The organism is Kitasatospora sp. NPDC094028 (genome assembly GCF_049543595.1).
Taxonomy (GTDB): Bacteria; Actinomycetota; Actinomycetes; order Streptomycetales; family Streptomycetaceae; genus Kitasatospora.
The window spans coordinates 62,224-87,828 of record NZ_JBMVFA010000002.1 but is presented as its reverse complement, the minus strand read 5'-3'; the positions used below and the strand labels follow the sequence as shown (position 1 = coordinate 87,828).

Annotated in this window: 22 protein-coding genes, 4 tRNA genes and 1 pseudogene; 8 read left to right on the top strand and 19 right to left on the bottom strand. The window is 73.4% G+C overall.

The window, feature by feature from the left end; all coding sequences use genetic code 11:
* Positions 1 to 109 precede the first annotated feature (109 nt).
* The 6 genes from ACPC54_RS03440 (at position 110) to ACPC54_RS03415 (ending at position 6,297) form a co-directional block, all read left to right on the top strand.
* Positions 110 to 203 (top strand) — tRNA-Ser (locus ACPC54_RS03440).
* A 185-nt stretch (positions 204 to 388) separates the two neighbouring features.
* Positions 389 to 464: transfer RNA gene (locus ACPC54_RS03435), tRNA-Arg, on the top strand.
* Between the two features lie 31 nt (positions 465 to 495).
* Positions 496 to 571 (top strand) — tRNA-Arg (locus ACPC54_RS03430).
* A gap of 314 nt (positions 572 to 885) precedes the next feature.
* Complete coding sequence (locus tag ACPC54_RS03425; RefSeq protein WP_498960717.1) at positions 886 to 3,873, top strand: Ig-like domain-containing protein; 2,988 nt, start codon at positions 886 to 888, stop codon at positions 3,871 to 3,873.
* 205 nt (positions 3,874 to 4,078) lie between these two features.
* Positions 4,079 to 5,353: an SPFH domain-containing protein gene (locus tag ACPC54_RS03420; protein WP_498960715.1), complete on the top strand. Its 1,275-nt coding sequence runs from the start codon at positions 4,079 to 4,081 to the stop codon at positions 5,351 to 5,353.
* Positions 5,350 to 6,297, top strand: coding sequence for a C40 family peptidase (locus tag ACPC54_RS03415; RefSeq protein ID WP_498960714.1), 948 nt, complete (start codon positions 5,350 to 5,352; stop codon positions 6,295 to 6,297). Before ACPC54_RS03420 ends, ACPC54_RS03415 begins: the two co-directional genes overlap by 4 nt.
* 80 nt (positions 6,298 to 6,377) lie before the next feature.
* Here the strand turns inward: ACPC54_RS03415 and ACPC54_RS03410 are convergent, their stop codons facing one another.
* A complete protein-coding gene (locus tag ACPC54_RS03410) occupies positions 6,378 to 7,331 on the bottom strand; it encodes an aldo/keto reductase (RefSeq protein ID WP_498960712.1) in 954 nt (317 codons plus the stop codon).
* A 153-nt stretch (positions 7,332 to 7,484) separates the two neighbouring features.
* Here ACPC54_RS03410 and ACPC54_RS03405 point away from each other — a divergent pair, with 153 nt between their 5' ends.
* Positions 7,485 to 7,682 (top strand): hypothetical protein, encoded by a 198-nt coding sequence (locus tag ACPC54_RS03405; RefSeq protein WP_498960710.1) that lies wholly within the window; start codon positions 7,485 to 7,487, stop codon positions 7,680 to 7,682.
* Between the two features lie 53 nt (positions 7,683 to 7,735).
* Here the strand turns inward: ACPC54_RS03405 and ACPC54_RS03400 are convergent, their stop codons facing one another.
* The 16 genes and pseudogenes from ACPC54_RS03400 to ACPC54_RS03325 all read right to left on the bottom strand — a co-directional run bounded on the left by ACPC54_RS03400 (position 7,736) and on the right by ACPC54_RS03325 (position 23,359).
* Positions 7,736 to 8,719 carry an endo alpha-1,4 polygalactosaminidase gene (locus tag ACPC54_RS03400; RefSeq protein WP_498960708.1) on the bottom strand — a complete coding sequence of 328 codons (984 nt, stop codon included), beginning with the start codon at positions 8,717 to 8,719 and terminating at the stop codon, positions 7,736 to 7,738.
* Between the two features lie 22 nt (positions 8,720 to 8,741).
* Entirely contained in the window at positions 8,742 to 9,437 is a 696-nt protein-coding gene (locus ACPC54_RS03395) for a spherulation-specific family 4 protein (RefSeq protein ID WP_045698559.1), read from the bottom strand.
* On the bottom strand, positions 9,434 to 10,345 hold the full coding sequence (locus ACPC54_RS03390; protein WP_498960706.1) for an NAD-dependent epimerase/dehydratase family protein: 912 nt from the start codon (positions 10,343 to 10,345) through the stop codon (positions 9,434 to 9,436). The genes ACPC54_RS03395 and ACPC54_RS03390 overlap by 4 nt, the downstream gene beginning before the upstream one ends.
* A 125-nt stretch (positions 10,346 to 10,470) precedes the next feature.
* Positions 10,471 to 11,172 (bottom strand): annotated as a pseudogene (locus ACPC54_RS03385) (nucleotidyltransferase family protein); the annotation flags it as partial.
* Positions 11,173 to 11,246: 74 nt separating this feature from the next.
* Positions 11,247 to 12,239: an SDR family NAD(P)-dependent oxidoreductase gene (locus tag ACPC54_RS03380; protein WP_498960704.1), complete on the bottom strand. Its 993-nt coding sequence runs from the start codon at positions 12,237 to 12,239 to the stop codon at positions 11,247 to 11,249.
* A gap of 93 nt (positions 12,240 to 12,332) precedes the next feature.
* Positions 12,333 to 13,919: a hypothetical protein gene (locus ACPC54_RS03375; protein ID WP_498960702.1), complete on the bottom strand. Its 1,587-nt coding sequence runs from the start codon at positions 13,917 to 13,919 to the stop codon at positions 12,333 to 12,335.
* Positions 13,916 to 15,439: a GT4 family glycosyltransferase PelF gene (gene pelF, locus ACPC54_RS03370; RefSeq protein WP_498960700.1), complete on the bottom strand. Its 1,524-nt coding sequence runs from the start codon at positions 15,437 to 15,439 to the stop codon at positions 13,916 to 13,918. Before pelF ends, ACPC54_RS03375 begins: the two co-directional genes overlap by 4 nt.
* Before the next feature lie 127 nt (positions 15,440 to 15,566).
* On the bottom strand, positions 15,567 to 17,921 hold the full coding sequence (locus ACPC54_RS03365) for a hypothetical protein (protein ID WP_498960698.1): 2,355 nt from the start codon (positions 17,919 to 17,921) through the stop codon (positions 15,567 to 15,569).
* Between the two features lie 490 nt (positions 17,922 to 18,411).
* Positions 18,412 to 19,290 (bottom strand): RNA polymerase sigma factor SigF, encoded by an 879-nt coding sequence (locus ACPC54_RS03360; RefSeq protein ID WP_498960696.1) that lies wholly within the window; start codon positions 19,288 to 19,290, stop codon positions 18,412 to 18,414.
* Between the two features lie 145 nt (positions 19,291 to 19,435).
* The gene (locus ACPC54_RS03355; RefSeq protein WP_498960694.1) at positions 19,436 to 20,281 is read right to left on the bottom strand and encodes an RNA polymerase sigma factor SigF; all 846 of its coding nucleotides are present in this window, start codon (positions 20,279 to 20,281) and stop codon (positions 19,436 to 19,438) included.
* A gap of 307 nt (positions 20,282 to 20,588) precedes the next feature.
* Positions 20,589 to 20,882: a Dabb family protein gene (locus ACPC54_RS03350; RefSeq protein WP_498960692.1), complete on the bottom strand. Its 294-nt coding sequence runs from the start codon at positions 20,880 to 20,882 to the stop codon at positions 20,589 to 20,591.
* A gap of 97 nt (positions 20,883 to 20,979) precedes the next feature.
* Positions 20,980 to 21,144 carry a hypothetical protein gene (locus ACPC54_RS03345; protein WP_498960690.1) on the bottom strand — a complete coding sequence of 55 codons (165 nt, stop codon included), beginning with the start codon at positions 21,142 to 21,144 and terminating at the stop codon, positions 20,980 to 20,982.
* Between the two features lie 448 nt (positions 21,145 to 21,592).
* A tRNA-Ser gene (locus ACPC54_RS03340) sits at positions 21,593 to 21,679 on the bottom strand.
* Between the two features lie 67 nt (positions 21,680 to 21,746).
* Positions 21,747 to 22,274, bottom strand: coding sequence for a tRNA adenosine(34) deaminase TadA (tadA, locus tag ACPC54_RS03335; RefSeq protein WP_498960688.1), 528 nt, complete (start codon positions 22,272 to 22,274; stop codon positions 21,747 to 21,749).
* Between the two features lie 52 nt (positions 22,275 to 22,326).
* Positions 22,327 to 22,884: a tRNA adenosine deaminase-associated protein gene (locus tag ACPC54_RS03330; protein ID WP_498960686.1), complete on the bottom strand. Its 558-nt coding sequence runs from the start codon at positions 22,882 to 22,884 to the stop codon at positions 22,327 to 22,329.
* A 238-nt stretch (positions 22,885 to 23,122) separates the two neighbouring features.
* Positions 23,123 to 23,359 carry a hypothetical protein gene (locus ACPC54_RS03325; protein ID WP_498960684.1) on the bottom strand — a complete coding sequence of 79 codons (237 nt, stop codon included), beginning with the start codon at positions 23,357 to 23,359 and terminating at the stop codon, positions 23,123 to 23,125.
* Positions 23,360 to 23,522: 163 nt separating this feature from the next.
* On the opposite strand from ACPC54_RS03325, the gene upp reads away from it, so the two are divergent.
* Positions 23,523 to 24,158 (top strand): uracil phosphoribosyltransferase, encoded by a 636-nt coding sequence (gene upp / locus ACPC54_RS03320; protein ID WP_391555022.1) that lies wholly within the window; start codon positions 23,523 to 23,525, stop codon positions 24,156 to 24,158.
* 94 nt (positions 24,159 to 24,252) lie between these two features.
* Here the strand turns inward: upp and ACPC54_RS03315 are convergent, their stop codons facing one another.
* Positions 24,253 to 24,942 (bottom strand): LytR C-terminal domain-containing protein, encoded by a 690-nt coding sequence (locus ACPC54_RS03315; protein ID WP_498961537.1) that lies wholly within the window; start codon positions 24,940 to 24,942, stop codon positions 24,253 to 24,255.
* 284 nt (positions 24,943 to 25,226) lie between these two features.
* Positions 25,227 to 25,523 (bottom strand): type II toxin-antitoxin system VapB family antitoxin, encoded by a 297-nt coding sequence (locus ACPC54_RS03310; RefSeq protein WP_030061387.1) that lies wholly within the window; start codon positions 25,521 to 25,523, stop codon positions 25,227 to 25,229.
* Positions 25,524 to 25,605: the final 82 nt, after the last annotated feature.

Here is a 25,605-nt window from a genome sequence, read left to right as displayed (position 1 = left end):
GGGACGACCCGCCTAGTAACGTGGGCGGTGGTTGGTGCCGAGCCCCCGGGTTGTGGCATCATCGCTGACACACGGAACGGCTCCGCTCGCGCGGGTACGGTCCCTGTGGGGAGGCTTCGCCTAGTCCGGTCTATGGCGCCGCACTGCTAATGCGGTTTCGGGGTTATTCCTGATCGAGGGTTCAAATCCCTCAGCCTCCGCCAGCCGGGGAGCCCCGTCGACGATCTCGTCGGCGGGGCTCTTCGCATGTCCGGGCCCGGTCGCGGCCCCCGTGGCTCCCGGCCCCGCCGGGCGGCCCCGCGGCCCCGGAGCAATCGATTTCGTCCCACGTCGCAGGTCATGTAATGTTGTCCTCGCACCGCCCCGGAGACAACGTTCACCAGGGCGAGCGCTCATAGCTCAACGGATAGAGCACTTGACTACGGATCAAGAGGTTGCAGGTTCGAATCCTGCTGAGCGCACCAAACTCCGCAAGATCGGGTTCGCCCGTTCCTTGCGCTCATAGCTCAACGGATAGAGCACTTGACTACGGATCAAGAGGTTGCAGGTTCGAATCCTGCTGAGCGCACCAGCAAGAAGCCCCCGGCCATCGGCCGGGGGCTTCTTTCGTTCCCCCTTTCGTCCCGGGCGGTTCGGCCCCCGGCCGTTTCGTTCCCGGGCCGTTCTCCTCGGCCGTTCGCGCGGTGGTCGATTGCCGCCTAATGGATGAAATACGGCTGTTTCGGGTACATCCCGTCCTGCCGCCCGAATCACCGCCAAACGGGTGGGAAGCGGGCAAAAGCGCAGGTGTCGCGGTATGACCGGCTCCGGATCGTGATTCCGTTTTGTCAGATCTTGTGCCCAGACTGCCCGGCACCCCGGCAGCCGACCGCGAAGGAGAGCCGGATGAGCCGACAGTTCCCCCGCACAGCTGCCGCCCTCGCCGTCCTCACGGCCGGGCTGCTGACCGGCTGGAACGCCCCGCTCTCGGTGGCCCAGCAGTCCCCCGACGCCTGGTCGGGCGAGCACCGGGCCGTCCTGCCCTCGGGCCTCGCCGTCCAGCTCGACTTCACCGGCGCGGCCGGCACCGCGGTCACCGCCTCCGCCGGGGAACTCGCCGACCGGCCCGGCGGGGGGCGCTCGGCCACGCCGTACGCGGACGGCATGCGCCCCGGAGATCCGGCGCAGGTCTACACCGTCACCGCGGACGGCCCCCGGACGGACGGCTCCTGGCAGCAGGTCGGAACGCTCCGGCTCACCTTCTCCCGGCCGGTCCGCAACCCCCGGCTCCACCTCAGCGGGCTCGCCGCGCTCGCCACCGGCAAGTCCGGCACCACCAGCACCGCGGCCCGGCTGACCCTCACCGGCGGCTCGCCCGCCACCGCCACCCTGATCGGCCGCACCGACTGGCCCGGCTGGAAGGTCGACGCCACCGGCCTCGCCCCCGCCGGCCCGGACGGCAGCGGCGACGCCGCGGCCGGCACCGCCGCCGAGGGCACCCTCGAACTCGCCGGGACGGTCCACACCGCGGAGTTCCGCGTCGAGCAGCGCTCCATCGCCCGGGCCGGCAGCACCACCGCCGCGCCCGCGCTGCACCAGGCCTACACCGTCACCGTCGACGAGGACCTCGGCACCGCCCCGCAGGACTACGGCAACGCCTCGCACGTCCTCACCGACCTCTTCCTCGGCCAGGACGCCGCCGGCTCCTCCCGCCGCACCCGGCCCGGCGCCGTCGCCGGCAGGCCCGGCGCCGAACCGCTGGTCCAGCTCGACCACGGCGCCGCCCGGCGCAGCCCCTTCGACCGGCCCGCCGCCAGCCCGCCCCCGCCCCGGCTGCAGCCCGGCCGCGGCGAGTACAAGGGCGCCGACCCGTCGATCAGCTTCCCGGCCGAGGCCGCCATCGGCCGCTACTACCGGCTCACCGTCCCGGTGGCCGTGGGCGACCAGCCCGCGACCCTGGCCGGCTGGATCGACTTCGACCACACCGGCCACTTCGAGCCCGCCGAGCGGGTCCAGACCGAGATCCCGGCCGGCGCCGACACCGCGACGCTGGAGTGGACCGTCCCGCCCGGCACAGTCAGCGGCGAGACCTGGGCCCGGCTGCGGATCGCCCGCGACACCAGCCAGCTCGTCCCCTCCGGCGGCTTCGCCGACTCCGGGGAGGTCACCGACCAGCGGGTCAAGCTCACCGTGGGCGCCGCCCGGCCCGAGATCGCCGAGCCCGTCGACGGCAGCACGCTCTCCGACGCCCGCCCGCAGATCCGCGGCGAGGGCGCCATCGCCGGCGCCACGGTGGAGGTCCGGGACGGCGACACCGCGGTGTGCAGGGCCCGCGTCGCGCGCGGCGGCGACTGGTCCTGCCGCCCCGACGCGGCGCTCGGCGCCGGGCCGCACGCCCTCACCCCGGTCGAGACCACCAGCGGCGGCGTCGTGCTGCGCGGCGAGGCCGTCAAGGTCCGGGTCAAGACGGCGCCGCCGAGCGCGCCCGTGCTCAGCCTCCCCGAGTACACCAACGACCCCGGGCTCTCCCTCACCGGCACCGGCGAGCCCGGCAGCACCGTCTCCGTCGCCGACCAGAACGCCGGCGCGGACCTCTGCACCACGGGCGTGCGGGCGGACGGCCAGTGGTCCTGCCTCCCGGTCGAGAACCTGGCGGACGGGCACCACGCGCTCACCCCGGTCGCGGTCGACGCCGCCGGGAACCGCACCCCCGGGCAGACGGCCGTGCTCGTCGTCGACACCGTCCCGCCGGACAAGCCCGTGCTCACCTCCCCGGCCGCCGGCGAGACCGTCCGGATCAGCCGGCCCAAGCTCACCGGGAAGGCCGAGCCCGGGACGAACGTGCTGGTCACCGCCCGGGCGGGCGGGGCGGACCAGACACAGACGACGGTGCTGTGCGGGGCCGCGGCGGCACTCGACGGCAGCTGGAGCTGCACCGCCAACCGGGATCTGACGGACGGGGAGCAACGGCTCGTCGTCACGGCCACCGACCGGGCGGGGAACACGGCCTCGGCGGATCCGGTGGCGATCCGGGTCACGGCGGCCACCGGCACGGGGACGCCTTCGGCCTCGGCCAGGGCGACGGCTTCGCCCGGGGCGGCGGCGCCGAGTCCCACGGCCACGGCCACGGCCACGGCGAGTCCCACGGCCACCGCGACGGCCAGTTCTGCGGCTTCGGCTTCCGCCTCGGTGAGCCCGGTGGCCTCGCCGAGTGCCGCACCTTCGGCGGTGGCCACTGCGACGGCGTCGGCGAGTTCGGCGGGTGGGGTGCCGGTGGTGGCGGTGCCGCCGGGGATGGTGCCGATCGTGGTGCCGCCGGTGACGGCTCCTCCGGTGCCGGTGCCGGTGCCGGTGCCAGTGCCGGTGCCGGTGGTGACCGGCCCGGTGGCCTCGCCGAGTGCCACGGCCACCGCGACGGCCTCGGCGTCGGCGCGCCCGGCGGCGGTCGGTTCGAACGCGGGTGCGGCGCGGACGGCGGCGGCCGAGGTGCCTGGAGCGGTACCGACGCAGGTGGCCTCCGGGAGCGCCTCGGTGGCGCCGGGTCAGACGGCCCCGGCCTCGGCGGCCCGCTCCGGCTCCGGTGCCGCGTCGCAGCCGAGCGGCGGGCCGTCCCCGGTGGTGTCGGCGGCGCCCGCCGTCTCCGCTCCGCCGCCCCCGGTCGCCCCGGCCTCGACCCCGGCCGCCGGGCGGGCGGAGGAGGCGGGGGAGGACGAGCCCGCCGGGGGAGCGGCGCGGCCGCAGGCGGCACCGCCGGCCGATGAGCAGGCGGCGGCCGCGCCGCACCGGGAGTCCGGCTGGCGCGCGGCGCTCGCCGGGATCCTGCTGGTGCTCGCCGGGATCGGGCTGATCACCCGCCGGGTGTTCGCCCGTGGTCCCGGCGCCAGGCGGCGCTGACCGGCGCCGAACTGTCCTGAACTGTCCCGACCATCCGTTCATGTGCCTGCGCGTCAGGTCCGGCTTTGGACGATTCGTCAGTAAATGTCGACACACCTCAGCTCAAATGTCGCATTTGATGACGTATGAACTTAGCCTGACTCTGGCACTGCCCGTCAGATCCGGGCCGCCCGTTGCGCGACACACCGACCCTGAGGACCCGTGCATGGACGTCACCCGCGATTCTTCGCAGCGACCCGACCACCTGCCCAAGGCGCTCCCGCCCGTACTGCCGGAACGTTCCGCCTCGGGCTCCAGCCCGCTGGCCAGAGCCGCGACCGCGAAGACCGGCAAGCCGGTCGGCCCGGTCGACGGCGGACCGGCGACCACCCCGCTGGCGGTCGTGCCGGGCCCGTCCGCGGCGAGCCCGGTCGACCTGCGCGACCCGCTGGAGGTCGCCGCCCCGGAGACCGTCGAGCTGCCCGAGGTCGGTGCGGTCGGCGCGACCGCGGCCGCCACCTCCCGCCGCCCCCCGCGCGCCGACCAGGCGCTGCGCGAGCACGGTGCCGCCGCGCTGCCCGGCTGGGTCGCCCTGCTGGCGGTGCTGCTCGGCGTGGCGGGCGTGCTGTACGTGCTGCTGCGCACCGGTGTGATCCCGCACTGGGACCGGCTGCCCGACCTGCGCGCCGGAGCCGCGCGGGGCAGCGGGCGGGCCGAGGTGGACGCCGTGGCGCTCACCGCGGTGAGCGCGGCCGGCCTGCTCGTGGTGTGCGCGCTCGCCGGCCTGCTCGCCAACGCGGGCGGCGAGACCCGGGTGCTGACCGGCTGGGGCCGCTACCGGGGCACCGTCCGGCGCACCGGCCTGGTCTGGGTCAACCCGCTGCTGCGCCGCCGCCGGGTGGACGTGCGGCTGCGGCACTGGCGCAGCGAGCCCGTGAAGGTGGTCGACCGGACCGGTACGCCGATCGTCGTCCGGCTGCTGATCGTCTGGCGGGTCAAGGACACCGCACGGGCGCTGCTGGCGATCGAGGACCACGAGGGCTACCTGCGCGAGCAGGTCCAGGCGGTGCTCACCCGCACCGCCTCCACCCTGCCGTGCGACAGCAACGCCGCCCCCGGGCCGGCGCTGCGCGACGGGCAGTGGTTCGCCGACGAGCTGACCCGGGCGCTGGCCGCCGAGGCGGCCCCGGCCGGGCTGGAGGTGTACTCGGCGCAGCCGCTCGCGCTGGACTACGCGCCCGAGGTCGCCGAGTCGATGCGCCGGCGCCGGCTGGCCGACCTGGACGCCGGGCTGCGCACGGTGCTCGTCGACGACGCGGTCGAGGCGGCCGCGCTGGCCGTCCGCCGGCTGGAGCGGGCCACCGCCCACGAACTGGACGAGGCCGCCCGCAGCGCGCTGATGGAGCAGCTGCTGGTCGCCTTCGTCGCCCCGGCCGGAGTGGCCGCCTCGGTACCGCCCCCGGCCGCCCGGGCCGGGCGGAAGGAAGGACGACCCGCATGAGGATAGCCACCGGCGCGTACGCCGAGCCCGACGTCGGGGCCGGGGCCGGTTCCGGCCTGATCGGCTTCGAGGAGAGCTTCGGCAGCGTCCCCGCGATCGCCGGTTGCGGCTGCCCGAACTGCGCGGCCCGGCCGCGCACCGCCCGTCCCGCGCAGTCGGCCGGTGGCAGCCGAATACACCGGGTCGTGCGGGGCACCTGCCTCGCCACCACCGTGCTGGCCGGGGCCGGTGCGCTCGGCCTGACGGCCGGTGCCGGGGCCGCGCACGCCGCGGCCGGCAAGCAGGGCTGGGACGGGTCGAAGTACTGGTTCAAGAACGGTGCCGGCGAGTGGCGGTGGACCAGCCACTACGACGTCTACGCGAGCCGCACCGGCAGCTCCGGCGGCACCTCGGTGTCCAACGGCTCGGCCTCCTCGTGGGGGCTGCGGCAGGGCTGGGACGGGTCGAAGTACTGGTTCAAGAACGGTGCCGGCGAGTGGCGGTGGACCAGCCACTACGACGTCTACCTGAACCGCACCGGCCAGTCCGGGGGCGGCCCGGCGCCGGAGGCCCCCCAGCCGGCCGAGGACCGCGCGTCCACCGGGAGCAACGAGGCGGCGGTCGACTACGCGCTCGCCCAGCTCGGCAAGCCGTACGTCTGGGGCGGCAACGGCCCGTCCGGTTACGACTGTTCCGGCTTGGTCCAGCAGGCCTACCGGCGCAGCGGGATCAGCCTGCCGCGGGTGGCCGACGACCAGTACGCGGCCACCACGCCGATCGGCGCGGGACAGCTGCGCCGCGGCGACCTGGTGTTCTGGTCGGACAGCGGCCGGGCCTCGGGGATCCACCACGTGGGGATCTACCTGGGCGGCGGCACGTTCGTCGAGGCGCCCCGGCCGGGCAAGACCGTCCGGATATCCACGCTCAACTCGGGCTACTACCCGACCCACTTCGGGCGGCCGTAGCGTCGGGCGAGCGGGTTCGGGCCCCTGGCAGAAACGTTCCTGCCAGGGGCCCGGCCGCGTCCGGCGCCGCTGCGCGGTGCTCAGGCGGAGGCGTCGTCCAGCAGGGCGGTCTGCGCCGGGGTGAGCTCCAGCGCGGCGGCGGCCAGCAGCGGGGGCAGCTGGTCGACGGTGCGGGCGCTGGCGATCGGGGCGGCCACCGTCGGGCGGGCGGTGAGCCAGGCCAGGGCGACCGCGGCGACCTCGACGTCGTGCTCGGCGGCGACGGTGTCCAGCGCCTCCAGCACCTTGGGGCCGCGCGGCTCGGCCAGGTAGCGGGCGGCGCCCTCGGCGCGGGCGCTCGCGACCTCCGCGCCGCCCGGGCGGTACTTGCCGGTCAGGAAGCCGGAGGCCAGGGCGTAGTACGGGACGGTGGCGAGGCCGTGCTCGGCGACCACCTCGGCCAGCGGGCCCTCGAAGGTGGCGCGCGAGACCAGGTTGTAGTGCGGCTGGACGGCCACGTACTTCGCCAAGCCCTCGCGCTCGGCGAAGGCCAGCGCCTCGGCCAGCCGCCCGGCGCCGATGTTGGAGGCGGCGACGGCCCGGACCTTGCCCTCGCGGACCAGCTCGTCCAGCGCCGTCACGAACTCCTCGACCGGGGTCTCGTCGTCCCGGTGGGTGTAGTAGAGGTCGATGTGGTCGACGCCCAGGCGGCGCAGCGAACCCTCCGCCGAGGCCTTGATGGTGGCCGCGCCCAGGCCGCTCGCCTCGGGGTGCATGCCGACCTTGGTGGCGATCACCACGTCGTCGCGGTTGCCGCGGCTGCGCAGCCAGGCCCCGATGACCGTCTCGGACTCGCCGCCGGTGTTGCCCGGGGCCCAGGCCGAGTAGACGTCGGCGGTGTCGATGAAGTTGCCGCCGGCGGCCGCGTAGGCGTCCAGGACGGCGAAGGACTGCTGCTCGTCGGCCGTCCAGCCGAAGACGTTGCCGCCGAGGGAGAGCGGGAAGACGGACAGGTCGGAGGAGCCGAGGCGCACCCGGCTGGGGGTTCCGGTCATGCCCGCAGTCAACCGGATCGCGGGACGGCGCATTCCGTTGGTCGCGCGGATTTCACGAGCCCGTCGCACCACCGTCGCACCACCGGGTGGTGTGACGCGGTGGGGGGTGGCCCGGGCTGTCCTGAGGTGGGCGGATTCGTTAGAGTCCGTGCCATGGCTGACAACGACTACGACCCCGCCGGCAGCACTCAGATGTTCCGGGCGTTCGTCGACGAGACCCCGGCGCCGCAGGCCCCGGGCACCGTTTCCACCTACGGCCGCAGCGGCGGCAACCGCACCGGCGTGATCGCGCTGGTCGCCGTCGTCGCCCTGGCCGTGCTGGGCGCCGTCATCTGGCTGGCGGTCAAGTGACCTTCACGCCGTGCGGGTGACCCGGACGAGGGTCGCCCGCACGGCGGGAGTGTTCAGCAGGGCTTGCGCCAGGCGTTCAGGTCGAGCTGCTTCTGCATCGAGCTGAAGCCGAGCGACTTCGTCTTGCCGCAGAACTGGTCGGTGTCGAGCTTGTACTCGACGTGGAACACGGCCTTGCCCGCCTTGATGAACGGCGAGACGCGGTCGCACTCGTCGAACTGCGAGCACTCCTCGTTGACCGCGAAGTCGAAGTCCGGCAGCAGCGCGGGGATCTGGTCCAGGTCGTTCTTCAGGCCGATGGCCAGGCCGCGCTCGTGCGCGAGGCCGGCGAGCATGCGGTTGTACGCCAGCTGGTCGTCCGGGGTGAGCGGGAAGCCGCTGTTCTGGTTGTACGCCTCGATGGTGTCAGGCTCGATGGCGTCGAAGCCCTTGCTCCTGCACATGTCGAAGCGGGTGGCCATCAGCGGCTTCAGCTGGTCCAACTTGCGGATGTCGAACCACTTCTCGCCCTTCCAGCCGGTGTCCGAGCCCTGCAGGCCCTTGGCGAAGGCGTTGGCGTCGGGGCGGAAGTTCTCCCAGGAGCCGGCGTTGATGTAGCAGATCACCTTGCGGCCCTTGGCGTGCAGCGCGGCCACCACCGAGGCGTCGTTCTCGAAGCCGTCGATGTCGTAGACCGGCACGTCCACCGACTGGTCGACGGTGCCGCCGAGTTGCCACTGCCAGGACAGGCCCGGGGTGGGCTGCCAGCGGGCGCCGGCCGGCGGCGGGGCGGTGCTGCCGGGCGCGGCGGTGCCGGGCGGGGTGGTGCCGGCGGGCGGGGCGGTCGTGGCGCCGGGCGTGCCCGGGGTGGCGGGCGTGGTGCCGGGGGCGGTGGTGCCGGGCGTGGCCGGCGCGGTGGCCGCGGGCGGCGTGCTCGGCGAATCGTCCGCCGAGTCGTGGTCGTCCTCCGAACCCGAGCTGCTGCACGAGGTGGCGAGCAGCGCGGTGGCGGAGGCGAGGGCGATGGCGGCCGGCAGCAGCCGGGTACGGCGGTTCACGGTTGTCGAACTCCGGATCGGGTCAGGTCAGTTCAGCGGCGGTCAGACCGTACGGCAGGGTGCGCCAGGGGTTCTCCCCGGCACCCGGGACGGCGCAGCCGACACCGGCCCGGCGGGCGGCGATCAGGGCGGCGGCATCCGCGGCGTGTTCGGGCGGGACGTCGTAGACCAGGTGGCAGAAGCGGGAGGCCGCGTGCCGGCCGGTCCACAGCGGGAGCGTCATCGCGCGGTACGCGTCCCAGTCTCCCTCGAAGGTCACCAGCAGGTCGGCCAGGCCGACTTCGGCGTACCCCGGGTCCGGGTGGTCGCCGTGGCCGAACACCACGGTGCCGCAGCCGGCCGCCCGGGCGGCCGTGGCCAGCCGCCGGTAGTGCGCCAGCGCGCCCGGGTGGCCGGCGACCTGGTCGAGGTAGACGCCGGTGATGCCGTGCCGCTGACGATACGTCAGGATGTCGGCGACGACGGCCGCGTGCGGCCTGCGGCCGTAGTCGGTGTCCGCGTAACCGACCAGCGGCATCCCGGCGGCACGGAGTTCTTCGGCGGCCTCGGCGAAGACGCCGTCCGGCGTCTCGCCCGGGCCGTCCGCGAGGTTGAGCACCACGGCGGCGATCCGGGCCGGGTCGGCGGCCGCGACCGCCTGCCAGGCCGCCCGGTCCACCGCGGGGTGGACGTAGAGCGGCACCAGCAGGCGGCCTTCGGGGGTGAGCCCGGCGGTCATGCGACCACCGGGGCGGGCTCGGCCGTGCTGAGCCACAGGTCGCGCAGGGTGGCGTCGAGGCCGGTCGTCGGCCGCCAGCGGAGCGCCCGGTCCGCGGCCGACACGTCGGCCTGCTGCCAGGAGACGGCGGCCGAACGCTCGGAGCCGGCCCCGCTCTCGTCGATCCGGCCGGTGAAGCCGGCCGCCGCGACCAGCCCGTCCGCGATCGCCCGCACCCGCTGCGCCCGCCCGGAGGCGAGGTTGAGCACCCGGGGCAGCGGGCCCTCGGCGGCGACGGCCAGGCCGACCGCCTCGGCGATGTCCCGGGCGTCCACGAAGTCGCGGTAGGCGGAGAGGTCCCCGACCGTCACCACGCCCTCGGGCCCCGCGGGCGCGGCCCGGCGCAGCTCGGCGGCCAGCCGGCCCGGCAGCGAGCCCGCCGGGGCGCCCGGGCCGACCGGGTTGAACACCCGCAGCACGACGGCGTCCAGCGGCGAGCCGGCCACCGCGAGGGAGCCGGCCAGCTTGGTCGCGCCGTACACGCCGACCGGACGGGCGTCGGCGTCCTCGGACAGCGAGTCGCCCTCCGCGCAGACGCCGTACTCGCCGGCCGAACCGATGTGCACCAGACGGGACTTCGGGGCACCGAGCTGCAGTGCCTCGCAGAGCACCGCCGGGCCGCGGGCGTTCACCTCGGCGAGCTTGACCGCGCTGCCGGCCACCGCGCCGGCGAAGTTGACCACGGCGTCGGGTGCCAGCGCGGCGAGTTCCTCGCCGAGCGGGCCGGCCTGGGCGGTGGCCAGGTCCAGCCGGAGGTCGTGGGTGGGCCGCCGGCCCGCGGTCAGCACGGTGGCACCGGGCAGGGACCGCAGGACGGCGGTGGCGTGACGGCCCAGGAAGCCGTCGCCGCCGAGCAGCAGGATTCTCACGCGGCCCGTCCGTCGCTCTCGACGCCCGCCGTGGCCTCCGCCGCGGCCGCCCCGTCCGGGGCGGTGCGGGCGGCCGGGACCGGCAGCTCCGCCACGCCCGGCACGGTGCCGGCCGACTCGAAGGGCATCAGGACCGGGCGGATGGTGGAGAACTCGGCGTTGGCCCGGTCGTAGTCGTCCGGGCGGCCGATGTCCAGCCAGTAGCCGTCGAAGTCGTAGGAGGACGGCGGGGTGCCGGCGGCGAGCAGGTCGAGCACCAGCTCGTCGAAGCCCAGCGGCAGGCCCGGGGTGTACTTGGCGAGCGCCGAGCGCGAGACGCCGTACACGCCCATCGAGACGCGGTAGTCGATGCTGGGCTTCTCCTGGAAGCCGGTGATGCTGCCGCCCGCGGTGGTCAGCACGCCGAAGTCGATCTTGACCTGGCGGGCGTAGGTGGCGATCGTCAGCGGGGCGCCGGACGACTCGTGGTGCCGGAGCACCCCGGAGAAGTCCAGGTCGGTGAGGATGTCGCCGTTCATCACCAGGAAGTGCTCGGGCAGGCGGTCCTGCATGGTGAGCAGCGGGCCCATGGTGCCGAGCGGGCTGTCCTCCACGGCGTAGCCGACCCGCAGGCCCCACTGGGAGCCGTTGCCGACGTACGCGCGGATGATGTGGCCGAGGTGGCCGATGGCCAGGGTGACGGTCTTGAAGCCCGCCGCGGCGAGCTGGCGCATCACGATCTCCAGGATCGCGTGCTGGTCGCCGATCGGGACGAGCGGCTTGGGAAGCGCGGTGGTGTACGGGCGGAGGCGGACGCCCTTACCGCCGGCCAGGATCACTGCGTGCATGGTGTTTCCCCCACGGAAAAGGTGTGCAGGACACGAACCTTGGTAACCAGGACGAGCATGATCGTTACGACGGCTCAGACGTTGTAGATGTCGGTCTTGTAGCGCGCCAGGTTGGCCGGGTCGCGGAAGAACTCGATGGTCTGCTCCAGGCCCTGCTCCAGCGTGAACTGCGGCGCCCAGCCGGTCGCCGTGCGCAGCCGGGTGGCGTCCGCGACGAGCCGCATGACCTCGGAGTTGGTCGGACGGATGCGCTGCTCGTCCTCCTTCACCACCAGGTCGACGCCCATCAGCTTGCCGACCAGGGTCACCAGGTCGCCGACCGAGATCTCGCCGCCGGTGCCGGCGTTGAAGGTCCGGCCGACCACCGTCTCGGCGGGCGCGGTGCCCACCGTGCGGAAGGCGTTGGCGGTGTCCTTGACGAACGTGAAGTCGCGGGTCGGGCGCAGGTCGCCGAGGGTGATCTCGGTCTGGCCGGCCGCGACCTGGGCGATCACGGTCGGGATGACGGCGCGCATCGACTGGCGCGGGCCGAAGGTGTTGAACGGGCGCAGCGTGACGACCGGGGTCTCGAAGCTGGCGTGGTAGCTGTCCGCCAGCCGGTCCCCGCCCGCCTTGGAGGCGGCGTACGGGGACTGGGTGTTGATCGGGTGGTCCTCGGTGATCGGCACGGTCTGCGCGGTGCCGTAGGTCTCGCTGGTGGAGGTGTGCACCAGGCGCGGGATCTCCAGGTGGCGCACCGCCTCCAGCACGTTCAGGGTGCCGGTGACGTTGGTGTCCACATAGGAGTGGGGGGCGCGGTAGGAGTACGGGATCGCGATCAGGGCGGCCAGGTGGTAGACCGCCTCGGTGCCCTTGACCAGGCCGTTGACCGAGCCCGGGTCCCGGACGTCGCCGAGGATGATCTCGACCGAGTCCAGCACCTCCTGCGGCAGGGTCTCCAGCCAGCCGAAGGAGGAGAAGGAGTTGTACTGCACCATCGCGCGAACGTGGTGCCCGTCGGCGACCAGGGTCTCGACGAGGTGGGAGCCGATGAAGCCCTCGGCTCCGGTGACCGCGACGCTGCTCATGCGGGATTCGCTTTCTCGATTGCGGGGGACGGCCGGGCCCGGTGTGGTCGGCGGCCGCCGGTGGTTCGTTCGGTGTGGGTCGGTGGTGGTGGATCAGCGGTGCTGGGTGGTGCGGCCGAGCGCGGGCCCGGCGATGGCGGTGAGGACGAGCGCGGCCGCCCCGCAGCCGATCAGCTGCAGGACGATCGGATCCGCACCGGTCAGCAGCCCGGCGCTCTCGGCGAGCGCGGCGGCCAGACAGATGAGGGCGGTGCTCCAGCTGAACCCGAAGGCGTTCAGCAGCAGCGCCAGCCAGAGCGAGCCGCCGAGGAGCAGCATCGCGCCGAGCTGCGGCACGCCCAGCGCGGGGGCGCCGGGCCACAGCACGGTCGCGGCGGCGTCCAGCGCGGCCACGGTGGTGAGGTAGATGAACAGGCAGCCGAGCAGGATGCCGCCGGTGCGGCGGCCGAACTGCCCGGTGGTGTGGCTGGTGCGCAGCGCGGCCACCGCCATCGCCCGGTAGCGGAAGAGCAGCCACTCGGCGAGGCCCAGGCTGAGCGTCAGCGCGATCATGGCGGGCCCGGTCAGCGCGGCCTTCGCCTCGTGCGCGACGGCGGCCGGGTGCCCGGCGCCGTGCGCGGCGGCCGTGTGGGCGGCGTGCGCGGCGCCGTGGACGGCGTGGCCGCCGGCCTGCACGGCCTGGTGGATGGTCTCGCCGAGGCCGGCGATCAGCGTGAGCGCGCCGCAGGCCAGGCCGAACAGCAGGTGCGGCAGCTCCTGGCGCAGCGGCAGCTTCAGCTCGACGGCCTCCGGCTCCACGCCGCGGATGCAGCGCACCAGCTCCCGGCCGGCCAGGCCGACCGCCAGCGCCACCGAGGCGAGCAGCACCACCGTCCGTACCGTCTGGGGGACGTCGACGGCGAGCACCACGCCCGCGCCGACCGAGGCCGGCGCGAGCGCGACCAGCAGGAACTTCTCCCGCCCGAGCACCAGCAGCACGGTGGCCGCGCCCAGGTACGCGGACTGCCCGGCGGCGAAGGCCAGCGCGCCGAGCGGCCCGCCGACCACGTACGCGGCGGCGGCCGCGACCAGTGCGCCGAGCGGCGCGCCCACGGCCAGGCAGCGGGCGGCGTCCCGGCGGCGCAGCCGGCCCAGCCAGCGGTACGCGCGGTGCGCCAGCGCCTGGTTGAAGCCCCAGCTGACCAGGGTGGCCACGGACAGCGCGAGCATGCCCGAGGGCAGGCCGAAGCGCATCCGGGCGGTCGCGAACAGGTTGGCGCCGAGCAGGTAGCCGAGCCCGGGCAGGGCGAACACCAGGCCGCGCACCACGCAGCGCCAGGGGTCGGCCCGCCAGGGGTTGGCGAACTCGGAGCTCGGGCCGGGGTAGCGGCGCTGGACCTTCTCGAACAGCTCCTCGGCGACGGTGAACGCGTCGGGGCGGCCGTACAGCAGCGCGGCCTGCTCGTCCGAGAGGCCGTCCGACTCCAGGATGGCGGCGATCTCGTAGGGGTGGACGGCGTCGGCGCAGATGTCGTTCAGGCGCTCGGCGAGTTCGTCCAACGGGTCGGCGGAGAGGCCGAGTTGCTCCTCGGGCTCGGGCTCGGCCGGGAGCGCGGGGCGGCGGCGCTTGAGCGGCAGCGTGCGCAGCTGCATCGTCCGCTCGGGGCCCTCGCCGGGAACAAGACGAAGCGGACCACTCACGCTCCCACCTCGCTCGTCTGCGCGGCGGGCTGGGCGCTGGCCAGCGGGCGGTCCGCCCAGTCGGGGCTGGGCGTCTGGTCGGTGACGGCGACCATGCCGCCGGGCATCCAGCGGGCGGTGCCGAGCAGTTCGGTGTAGATGCCGCGGAAGCCGTCGATGTTCTGCCGGAGCGTGAACTGCTCGATCACCCGCAGCCGGGCCTGCTCGCCGAGGCGGGCGCGCCGTTCGGGGTCGCGCAGCAGCTCGATCGCGGCGGCGGCCATCGGTTCGGGTTCGCGCGGGGGGACGACCAGGCCGGTGTCGCCCACGGCCTCGCGCACGCCGCCGACGTCGGTGGAGACGGTCGCGCGGCCGCAGGACATGGCCTCGATCAGGGTGAACGGGAAGCCCTCGCTGATGCTGGAGAGCATGACCACGTTGCCCGCCGCGTACGCGTCGGTGATGTCGGCGACGCGGCCTTCGAAGGCCACCGAGTCGGCGATGCCGAGCTCGGCGGCCAGGGCTATGCAGCCGTCCCGGTACGCCTCGCCGCCCTTGGGAGTGCCCCCGAAGAGCCGCAGCCGCGCCTCGGGGATCTCGCGGTGGACGATGGCGAAGGCCCGGATCAGCGTCTCCAGGTCCTTGATCGGGTCGACCCGGCCGGCCCAGCTGAGGGTCGGGGTCTCGGGTTCGGGGCCGGCCGGCGGGAAGGCCGCCGGGTCCACCCCGTTGTAGACGGTGCGGATGTGGCTGGACGGCGTGCCGCCGCGCTCCTCCCAGCGCCGGTTGTACCGGTTGCCGGGGGTGACCAGGGCGGCCTGCCGGTAGCTCTCCTCGGCGAGCATCCGGTAGAAGCCGAGCAGCAGCGCCTTGACGGGCCAGCGGTAGGGGCCGGTGCGGTAGCCGAGGTAGCGCTCGCGCAGGTAGATGCCGTGCTCGGTGAGCAGAAACGGTACGCCGTACTGCTGGGCGGCGATCAGCCCCGGCAGGGTGGCGAGGCCGCCGCTGGCCGCGTGCGCGACGCCGTCCTTCGGCGGGGCGACCGAGAGCGGCCGCAGGGCGTGCTCCAGCAGGTCGGTGGCGTTCAGCGCGTCGTGCAGGGTGGGCCGGGAGGCGGCGGTGGGCAGGTAGTCGCGGGTCCAGACGTGCTGGAGGGTGCGCAGGGCGCGCTCGCTGCGCAGGGCCGGGCTGAGCAGCCCGCTCCGGGCGAGGTCGGCGAAGCCGTACAGCTCGGTGCCGAAGTGGGTGGTGTAGACCGGGTCCAGGAGGGAGTGGAGGAACCGCTCGTAGGCGTTGAGGAAGCGGCGCATCTCCTTGCCGCGGGGCGGCCGGGCCTCGGAGGCCGGGCCCCACAGCGGAGCGGTGGTGACCGACCGTACGTTGGCGGGCAGCTCCCAGGCCAGTGACTCGTGGCCGGTTCCGGTGACGGCGATGACGTCGAAGTCGACGTCCGGCATGCCCTGAACGAGTTGGTCGCACCAGACGCTCACGCCGCCGTGCTGGTGCGGGTACGTCCCCTCGGTGAGCAGGGTGACGCGCATCTCCTGTCCCCCCTCCTGTTCCTGCGTCGGGTGTCCGGCCTGGGTGGCCGGACGGGGGTCGTGGCGGGGCCGGGCCGGGTCGTCGACCCGGCCCCGTCATCGGGTGGTTCGGCCTGCGACTATCCGGTCAGCGGGCGCCGGGGCGGCCGGTGGTTCCGCGGTGCGAGGCCGGCTCCCCGGAGGGCTTGCCGTGCTGCCCGTCACCGGCGCCGTTGCCGGTGTTGCCGTTCTTGTCCGCGGCGTCCTTGCTCGGCACCGGGGTGCCGCTGCCGGGGACGAGGGACGTGGCGGGCTTGCGGGTGGTGTCGCTCGGGCCCACCGGGACGGGGGTGGCGACGCCCTGCGGGACGACCTTCTTGTCCGCGGGGGCCGGAGCCGGGACGGACTTGGCCGCGACGCTCGGGGCGACTGCGGCCGGGGCGGCCGGAGCCGCGCCCGAGGGGAGCTGCAGGGTGACGCTGCTCTGCAGGGCGCCCGGGGACACCCAGCCCGAGAGCGTACCGGCGTAGGCCGAACCGAAGGCGGTCGTGCCGATGGCCAGCTGCTGAGCAGTTCCGGTCGGCATGGTGGCCTCGACCTGAACACCGGCCGGCGCGTTGACCGTCACGGTGTTCCCGACCCGGTAGGCGGTGACCTGACCGGCGGCGACGGCGTTGTTCCAGGCCGTGCGCTTCTGGAACTCCTGGCCGATCTGCCGCTCGCTGAGGTTCACGATCGGGGCGTTGTCGGCGTGCAGCGAGCGGTAGGTGCCGAGGATCTTCTCCAGCACCGGGTACGCGATCCGGCCCTCGGAGAGGTTCGACTGGTGGATGAAGTGCGGCCGCGGGTCGTTGCTCAGCACGTGGCCGAGGTCGATCCGGGCCTCCAGCGGCACGATGTACGACTGGTAGCCGGTGGTGGTGTCCAGCGGCTTGGGCAGGCAGGTGGAGTTGGGGTTGTTCTCGCAGACGCCGCTGCCGCCGTTGGCCTTGCTGGTGTAGATCCAGTTGTACTCGTCGGTCTCCTCGACGGCGGAGCCGGCGTTGTAGAAGACGTTCATCGGGTACCGCGGCACGGTCAGCGTGGACGAGCCCACGGGCCGCTGGGCGGCCTCGCGGGAGGCGTCGCTGCCGGTGAACTTGATGCCGTTGGCGGCCAGCGCCGGCGCCAGGTTCGGGTTGTCGCTGGTCTCCTGCGGGGCGGTCAGCAGACCGGAGTGCTCACCGGTGACGAGGACCTGCGGGTCGGCGTTCAGGCCGCTCTTGGCGGCCCAGTCGAAGTTGTTCTTGATCTGGCTGTAGATCGTGTTGTAGTCGACCCAGACGGTGTTGCCACCGGCGTCCGTGGTGCAGCGCCACGGCACCACGGTGACGTCCTGGACGCAGCCCAGGTACGGGTGGCTGTAGGTGTGGTTGACCCAGCGGTAGCTGTTCTGGTCGGCGATCATCTGGCTGGCGGTCGGGTCCACCGTGGTCTGGTGGTCGGCCTTCCAGTCCTCGCTGCCGTTGCCGTTGAACAGCATGTCGAGGGTGAAGTTGTTGGTGGCTTCCCACTGCTTCGCGTACTGCGCGTCCGCCTGGGTCATCCGGATCGGGGTGCCGGTGTCCGGGGTGCCGGGCGGGCAGGTGACGTCGCCGGGGGTGCACTTGAGCGTGGTCGACCAGCGGTCGTCGGCCAGGAACACGTCGTCGATGTGGGTCGCGAAGTAGTTCCGGTCGTAGCCGAGGTGGACGCCCTGGGTGATCCAGTCGACCATGCCGCGGGCCAGCAGCCGGTACTGCTGCTGGTACCGGTTGTAGACGAACGTGACGACCAGTTCCTTGCGGCCGTCGTGGGTGTATTCACCGACGAGGGAACCGCGGGTGGTCGAGTTGGGTATCGCGGCGTCGACCAGCGGGGTGAACGAGGCACCGGACGGGAGGTTGGCGAGCGGGGTCGCCAGGTATCCGTAACTCTCGCTGACGTTCGGGTCGTTGTCCTCGAACGGGACGCTGCCCTTGAGGTACCCGAACGGACCCGAAGTGCCGGCGGCCGTGGTGGCCGCCTGGAATCCGTCGAGGGTGCCGACGTATCCCGGATTCGACGCGTAGTTCAGCCCGACCGCAGGGTTGGCCCACGTGTAGGCGTCGATCTGGCGGACGTTGAAAGCGGCTTCGTAGCTCGCGATCGCGGCCATCTCGGTGGTGTTGCTGAACGGGTTTTCGTTGGGCATGACGATGCCCTGGAACTTCCCGCGCGGCTGGCCGTTCACCGTGTCGCTCAGGAAAGCGGTGGTGATGGTGGGCCGGCTCGCGTCACTCAGGCTGACGACCTGGTACGGGGTTCCCTGGCTCTTCAGCTCGGCGGTGATCGCCGCGACCGACGGCCCGCCGTCGTCGATGACCAGGATGGTGAGGTCGATCCTGGGCGGCGTGGTGTCGCCGAAAGCCAGGGTGGTCTGGAGGCCGCTGGCCAGCAGAACTGCCGCCGCGCAAGCGGCGACTCTTCGGGTCGCTCGACCCATGGTGATCCTCCCCTTGAGGCAGGCGCCGGGTGGCCCTCGCTCGCCTGCCCTGTAGCTGTTCGCGGGCAGCAGGCTGCCCGGCGCCCATCCTGGTCGAGGCGTGGCGGCGCGAGGGACCAATTGGGCGAGAGTGCAGCGAACCTGTTACCAACGTTCATGGCGAAGCCATGAAGGCGCTGATTGTGACCGGAACCGGACCGGTGATGCAAATAATGAATTGAAAATGAAAAACCGGAAGCCGGAGTGCTACACCTGGTTACCGACCGTAGATCGACGTGACCTTCCCCGGATGTCGGAACCGAAGTCGTCGCGCGTCACACTCTCGCACAACTCTCCGCCCCAATGGGCAGGTTCATGCAATATCTGACACCTTGTGTCACGACGCGGATCGAATATGCAATGCGGGCGCCGGTTCGTCCACCGCCCCCGGGCGCGGGGGGAATGCGGGCCGTCCGGAATGCGGCGTGCCGGGCCCCGAGGGGCCGGCGGCTCAGCCCTCGTTGATCAGGCCCTCGCGCAGCTGCGTCAGGGTGCGGGTCAGCAGCCGCGAGACGTGCATCTGGGAGATCCCGATCTCCTCGCCGATCTGCGACTGGGTCAGGTTGCCGAAGAAGCGCAGCATGATGATCCGGCGCTCGCGCGGCGGCAGCTTGGCCAGCAGGGGCTTCAGCGACTCGCGGTACTCGACGCCCTCCAGCGCGAGGTCCTCGTAGCCGAGCCGCTCGGCGAGCGGGCCGTCGCCCTCCTCCTCGCCGGGGCTGGAGTCGAGCGAGCTGGCGGTGTAGGCGTTGCCCACCGCGAGGCCCTCGACCACGTCCTCCTCGCTGACCCCCAGGCAGACGGCCAGCTCGGCCACGGTGGGGGAGCGGTCCAGCCGCTGGGCCAGCTCGTCGCCGGCCTTGGTGAGGGCCAGCCGCAGCTCCTGCAGGCGGCGCGGCACCCGCACCGACCAGCTGGTGTCCCGGAAGAAGCGCTTGATCTCGCCGACCACGGTGGGCATCGCGAAGGTGGGGAACTCCACCCCGCGCTCCGGGTCGAACCGGTCGATCGCCTTGATCAGCCCGATGGTGCCGACCTGGACGATGTCCTCCATCGGCTCGTTGCGGCTGCGGAAGCGCGCCGAGGCGTACCGGACCAGCGGCAGGTTGAGCTCGATCAGGGTGTCGCGGACGTAGGTGTGCTCGGCGCTGCCGGGCTCCAGCGAGGCCAGCCGCAGGAACAGCGAGCGGGAGAGCGTCCGGGTGTCCAGCCCGGCGCCGGGCGGGGCCTCGTGCGGCGTGGTCCGCTGGTGCGGGACGCCGCCCTCGGCGACGGCCGCGACCCCGGCCTGACCAGCGTGGATCTCCGCAGTGCCGAGCTCTCCGGACATGCGCCCACCCCCTCGTGACTGACGGTTGAACGGGGGCCGACGCACGGAGGTTCCCGGCGGGGGCCCAACCCCCTCCATACCGGCACACCGGCCACGGCAAACCCGAACGTCGCGAGAAGTCACACCGGGGTGACGCGCTGCGATGTCACTCTTCCCAGGAGTTGCCGGTCCGAAGCCTCGTCAGGATCCGCGACAGCAGTCGCGAGACGTGCATCTGGGACATCCCCAGCTCGGTGCTGATCTGCGACTGGGTGAGGTTGGCGAAGAACCGCAGCATCACGATCCGCCGTTCCCGTTCGGGGAGTTGGACCAGCAGGTGGCGGACCATGTCCCGGTGCTCGACCTCGGCCAGCGCCGAGTCCTCGTAGCCCAGCCGGTCGAGCAGGGCGAGCCCGCCCTCGTGCTCCTGCGCCGCCTCCAGCGAGGCCGCGTTGTAGGCCCGTCCGGCGTCCAGGCAGGCCCGGACGTCCTCCTCGGGGATCCGCAGGCTGGCGGCGATCTCGGGGACCTTGGGGGCCCGCCCGTGCAGCACCGTCAGCTCCTCCATCGCGCCGCTGACCTGGACCCACAGCTCCTGGAGCCGGCGCGGGACGTGCATGGTGCGGACGTTGTCGCGGAAGTAGCGCTTGATCTCGCCGAGGATGGTCGGCAGCGCGTAGGTGGGGAACTGCACGCCGCGGGTGGGGTCGAAGCGGTCGATCGCGTTGATCAGGCCGATGGTGCCGACCTGGACGACGTCCTCCATCGGCTCGCTGCGGCTGCGGAAGCGGGTGGCGGCGTAGCGCACCAGCGGGATGTTCACCTCGATCAGCGCGGCCCGGACCCGCTCCCGCTCGGGGGCGTCCGGGGGCAGCTCGGCGAGCCGCTCGAACAGCACCCGGGTCAGCGTCCGGACGTCCACGGCGGGTCGGCCGCCGGGGCCGCGCAGTCCGTCCGGGCGGAGTTCGCCGGCCGGGCTGATGATCGCAGCCAGCACTTCGTCCACGGACACGTCACCCCTCCCAAAGTCGTCTACGGCGGGCCCTGCGGATCGGGTGTCGCGGCTGGTTCTCCACCTCGCCATGTCCGGCAAAACCGGTCATAGCATCACAAGGTGGGCGTAGTTCGGGCAAGTACCCGGTGGAGGTGTGTTGGTGGGGTGTGCGACCTTCACCGGGCCCGGCGGCGAGGCGCCGCAAGGGTCGTTCCCGGACAGAGCAAGACGCCCCGCCCGGTGGCCGGGCGGGGCGGCGCGGGCCGTCCGGGGGACGGCCCGCGGGGGAGGGGGCCCGGTGCCGGGCCCCGCTGCGGTGCCGGGATCAGACCTCGATGTCCGCGATCACCCACGTGGCGAACTCGCGCCACAGGCCCGCCGCGGCCTGGTGCGCCGGGTGGGTCAGGTACGCCTGCAGGGCCTCGCGGTCCTCGACCAGGCTGTTGATCGCGTAGTCGTACGCGATGTCGCGCTCGGTGGTGTTCCAGGCGCACTCCCACTCGCGCAGCTCGGGGATCAGCGAGCCGAGCTCGGCGAAGGCCTCGGCGCCGGCGAGCGCGCGCGCGTCGTCCTTGCTGACGCCTTCGTTGAGCTTGAACAGGACCAGGTGCCGGATCACGATGCCGCTCCTCGCGGACGGGGACAGGAAGTGCCGCCCACGGTAGCCGGTGCGCCCGCGCCGCTCGCGGGCCGTCCGCCCGCTGCCCCGGCCGGGCCTACTTGAGCAGCCCGGTCATGAAGGTGCCGACCGCCTTGGCCGCGTTCGAGATGCCCTCGAAGCCCAGCTGGACGAGTTCGGCGGACCGGGCCGGCGAGGTGATGATCGAGTAGAGGACGAAGACGAGCAGGAGCACGATGCCGATCTTCTTCGCCTGCGCCATCGGTGACCTTCCTCCCTGCTGTGGGCCGCCGTCATCCGGCTCCCCGAGCGACCCTCAGGGGCAGCTTATCCACCGGACGGGCTATCAAGTGTGCGACGCGTTCGTCCGGCGGGACGAAGGTCCCCGCGAGTGGGGCCTTTCTCCGGGTGCCCGGGCGGGGCCCGGGCGGCAGGATGGAGGACGTACCGAGGATCTGGCAGGAATCCCCGGTGCGTGGACCGGAGTTCCCCGCTGTGGGACCGGGCGCCGCGGCTCTCCCCCGACGCGGACCCGGTGGTGGGAACTCCGCCGGGGGAGCGGTCAGTCCCCCCGAGCCGCTCCCCCTCAGGCTCCGCACGGACCGGGCACCGGTGGTCATCGGCCCGGGGTGCGGAGCCCTTTCCGCGTTCGAGGGTGCGCGGAAACGCCGAGGGCCCGTCCGGATCGGACGGGCCCTCGGGCTTTCCAGCGGTAGCGGTGGGATTCGAACCCACGGTGGAGTTGCCCCCACACACGCTTTCGAGGCGTGCTCCTTTGGCCGCTCGGACACGCTACCGAGGGGAACTCTACCGGACGGGTGGCGCGGTCACGAAATCCGTATCCGGGGACGCTCCCGGGCGGGGTCAGCGGTGGGTGTCGAAGAAGGTGCGCAGCTGCTCGCCGCACTCCTGCGCGAGGACGCCCCAGACCACCTCGGGGCGGTGGTTGAGCCGCCGGTCGCGCATCACGTCGAAGAGCGAGCCGGCCGCGCCGGCCTTCTCGTCGACGGCGCCGTAGACCACCCGGTCGATCCGGGAGAGCACGATGGCGCCGGCGCACATCGTGCAGGGCTCCAGCGTGACGACCAGGGTGCAGCCGGAGAGCCGCCACTCCCCGAGCGCGGCCGCGGCCTGCCGGATGGCGACCACCTCGGCGTGCGCGGTCGGGTCGCCGACCGCCTCGCGCTCGTTGTGGCCGCGCCCGACGACCTCGCCGTCCGGGCCCAGGACGAGCGCCCCGACCGGGACGTCACCGGTGGCCGGCGCCAGGGCGGCCTCGGCGATGGCGAGGCGCATCGGCGCCGCCCAGCGGTCACGGACCGGGTCGGGGCGGACGGGGGCGGGCAGGGGGGCGATGCGGAGTGCGGTCTGCGCGGCGGATGCGGGCTGCATGGCATCCAGTGTCGGGCATCCGGCCCGGGTGCCGGTGCGGGGCACCCGGCCGCTACCGGACCGCCTCCAGCACCTCGCCGCAGCCCAGGGCCTCGGCGATCTCCTCCAGGGCGTCGCCCGGCACCGCGCCCTCGCCGCTGAGGCCGAGCAGGTCCTCGGAGGCCAGGCCGAACTCGGTGAGCAGGTGGGAGTCGCCGAGCGGGCCGACCGGGACGTTGCCCCGCCCGTCCTCGTCCTCGTCGTCCTGGGCCTGGGTCTCCTCGCTCTCGTCGAGCAGGTGGTCGAGGTCGCCGAACTCGCTCTCGCCGGCCTGGTCGACCAGCTCGTCGGTGAGGACGGAGCCGTACGAGCTGCGGGCGGCGGCGGCGCCGTCCGACACGAAGATCCGCGGGTCCTCCTCGCCGTCCACCCGGACGATGGCGAACCAGGAGTCCTCCTGTTCGATGAAGATCAGGACGCTGTCGTCGTCCTGGGCACTGTCGCGGGCCAGGTCGACCAGATCGGCCAGGGTTTCGACGTCGTCGAGCTCGGCCTCGCTCACATCCCACCCGTCCTCGGTGCGAGCAAGCACTGCAGCGAAGTACGCCACCAGGGACACTCCCAAGATCATCGGTCTCGGCTGTCGGCGCGTACGGGCAACGCGGAATCCTGGCCGCCCCCGCGCCAGAGGCGGCCCGCTTGTTCGGACCGTCCCATCGGAATCGTGACAGAAAGCCCGCCCTTGCGGGGGGTGTTCGGCAGCGCGTCTTCGCAGGTCGTGTCGGAAGGCCCGGCCGCCGGGCGACGGCGCGCCACCGGGACGGTGCGGAGCGTGTCGGAGTGCGCCCGGACGGCCCCGGAAGGCCCGGTCAGATCCGGAATGTTCGCATCCGCATCGCTTCGCGCATCCGCCGCTCCTTGGTCCGCCGGGGCTGGACCCGCTCGCGCAGTTCGCGGGCCTCCGCGAGCTCGCGGAGGAAGACGGCCCGCCGCTTGCGGCGCTCCGCCTCGGTCTCCGGGGGGTCCTGCGGGGGGCCGGAGCGCCGGCCCGCCCCGATGACGGGCTCGTCCGCCGAGCCGTCCCCGGGCTTCGGGTTGCTCGTCATGGGTCGAGACATTCCCAGTTCGGCCCGGTTGATACCACGGGATCCGGTTCCGTCCGGACATTCGCCCCTTGTCACGGCGTGTCACCGCGGGGTGACCCGGCCCGGTCGGCGGCCCTGGCACGGCGTGTCGTACGGGCGTCCGGGAGCGGGCTAACCTCGATGCATGCGTCTCCACGTCGTCGACCACCCCCTGGTCGCCCACAAGCTCTCCACCCTGCGCGACGAGCGCACCGACTCGCCGACCTTCCGTCGCCTGACCGACGAGCTGGTGACCCTCCTCGCCTACGAGGCCACCAGGGACGTCCGCACCGACGAGGTGGAGATCACCACGCCCGTGGCGGTCACCCTCGGCACCCGGCTCAGCTACCCGCGCCCGCTGGTCGTGCCGATCCTGCGGGCCGGCCTCGGCATGCTGGACGGCATGACCCGGCTGCTGCCCACCGCCGAGGTCGGTTTCCTCGGCATGGTGCGCAACGAGGAGACCCTGGAGGCCTCCACCTACGCCACCCGGATGCCGGACGACCTCTCCGGCCGCCAGGTCTACGTGCTCGACCCGATGCTGGCCACCGGCGGCACGCTGGTCGCCGCGATCAGGATGCTGATCGAGCGGGGCGCCACCGACGTCACCGCCGTGGTGCTGCTGGCCGCGCCGGAGGGCGTCGAGGTGATGAAGCGGGAGCTGGCCGGGCTGCCGGTCACCGTGGTCACCGCCGCGCTGGACGAGCGGCTGAACGAGAACGGCTACATCGTCCCCGGTCTCGGCGACGCGGGCGACCGGCTGTACGGCACCGCCGGCTGAGTCCCGCCCCGAACGGACGAGAGCCCCCCGACCCGACGTCGGGGGGCTCTCGCGCGTTCCGGTGTCCGCCGGCCGGGGTCCGTCCGCCGGTGGGTCAGCAGCTGCCGGTGGCGGTCGGGGTGGGGGAGGGCTTGGTGGCCAGGGCGAGGGCGGCGGCCGCCTGGGTCTCGTCCAGCAGGGCGTTGTAGCTGTCGCCGATCACGAAGTCCACGGTGGCGTCGGTGCGGGCGTCGGCGGTGACGGTGGCCCCGGCGATCTGCGAGCCGACCAGGGTGCCCGCGCCGGCGCCGGCCGGGCCGGCGATCACCTGGGCGGGGCCGGGCACCTTCTTGTCCAGCTCGGCCGGGGCGTTGCCGACCTTGCCGATGGTGAAGCCGCGCTTCTTCAGCTCCTCGGCGGTCCGCCCGGCCAGGCCGGCCTTGGTGGTGGCGTTGTAGACGTTCACCGTGACGGTGGCCGGCTGCGGGATGGCGTGCGGGTCGCCCTGGCCGGCGGCCGGGGCGCCGGTGGCGGGTGCGCCGGTGGCGCCCGGGGTGGCGCCCGGCGCCGGGGCGGCCAGCGCCTTGCCGGACGGGGTCGCGCAGGCCTGTGCGGAGGCGTTCTTGTTCCGGCCGGTGAAGATGTCGTACAGCTGCACACCGCCGAGGGCGATCAGCGCCAGCGTGAGCAGGCCCGCGAGCGCCGCGATCACCTTGCGGCTCTTCTTCGGGGGCCGGCCCAGCCGCGGATAGGCGTTGCCGGTGACGCGGTACTGCTTCCCCTTGAGGCCTTGGGGAGTCAACATGCTCACGGTTTGTCTCCCCCTCGTGCCGGGGCGGGGTCGGGATGACGGGTCGGCCGGTGCGGGTGTCCGCCGGGTGCGGCGGAGTCCCAGGTCGTAGCCGTAGTCAGCAGCGTAGTGCCGTCCGGCTGCGAAGGTACTAAACGATCATCATCTGGAGTATCCCGGTACCCGAAAGGGGGTACCCGGCCGGGTACCCGGGTACGCGCGGACCGCCCTCCGCGGGGTGGCGGTCGGGCGGTCGACGCGGGAGGTCCGGATGCGGGGAGGGCGGCCGGGGAGGGCCGTCACTCCATTTCGAGGACGCGGGCGTGCAGCACCTGGCGCTGCTGCAGCGCGGCCCGTACGGCCCGGTGCAGCCCGTCCTCCAGGTAGAGGTCGCCGTGCCACTTCACCACGTGGGCGAAGAGGTCCCCGTAGAAGGTCGAGTCCTCGGCCAGCAGGGTTTCCAGGTCGAGTTGGCCCTTGGTGGTCACCAGCTGGTCGAGCCGCACCGGACGCGGGGCGACGTCAGCCCACTGGCGGGTGCTCGTCCGGCCGTGATCCGGGTACGGCCGCCCATTGCCGATGCGCTTGAAGATCACACGGAAAGCCTACCGTTCGGACGGCGAATGGCGCAGCAGCCGCGGTGCCGCCACGCCCCCGGGTGTGAGCTGCGGGCGGGTG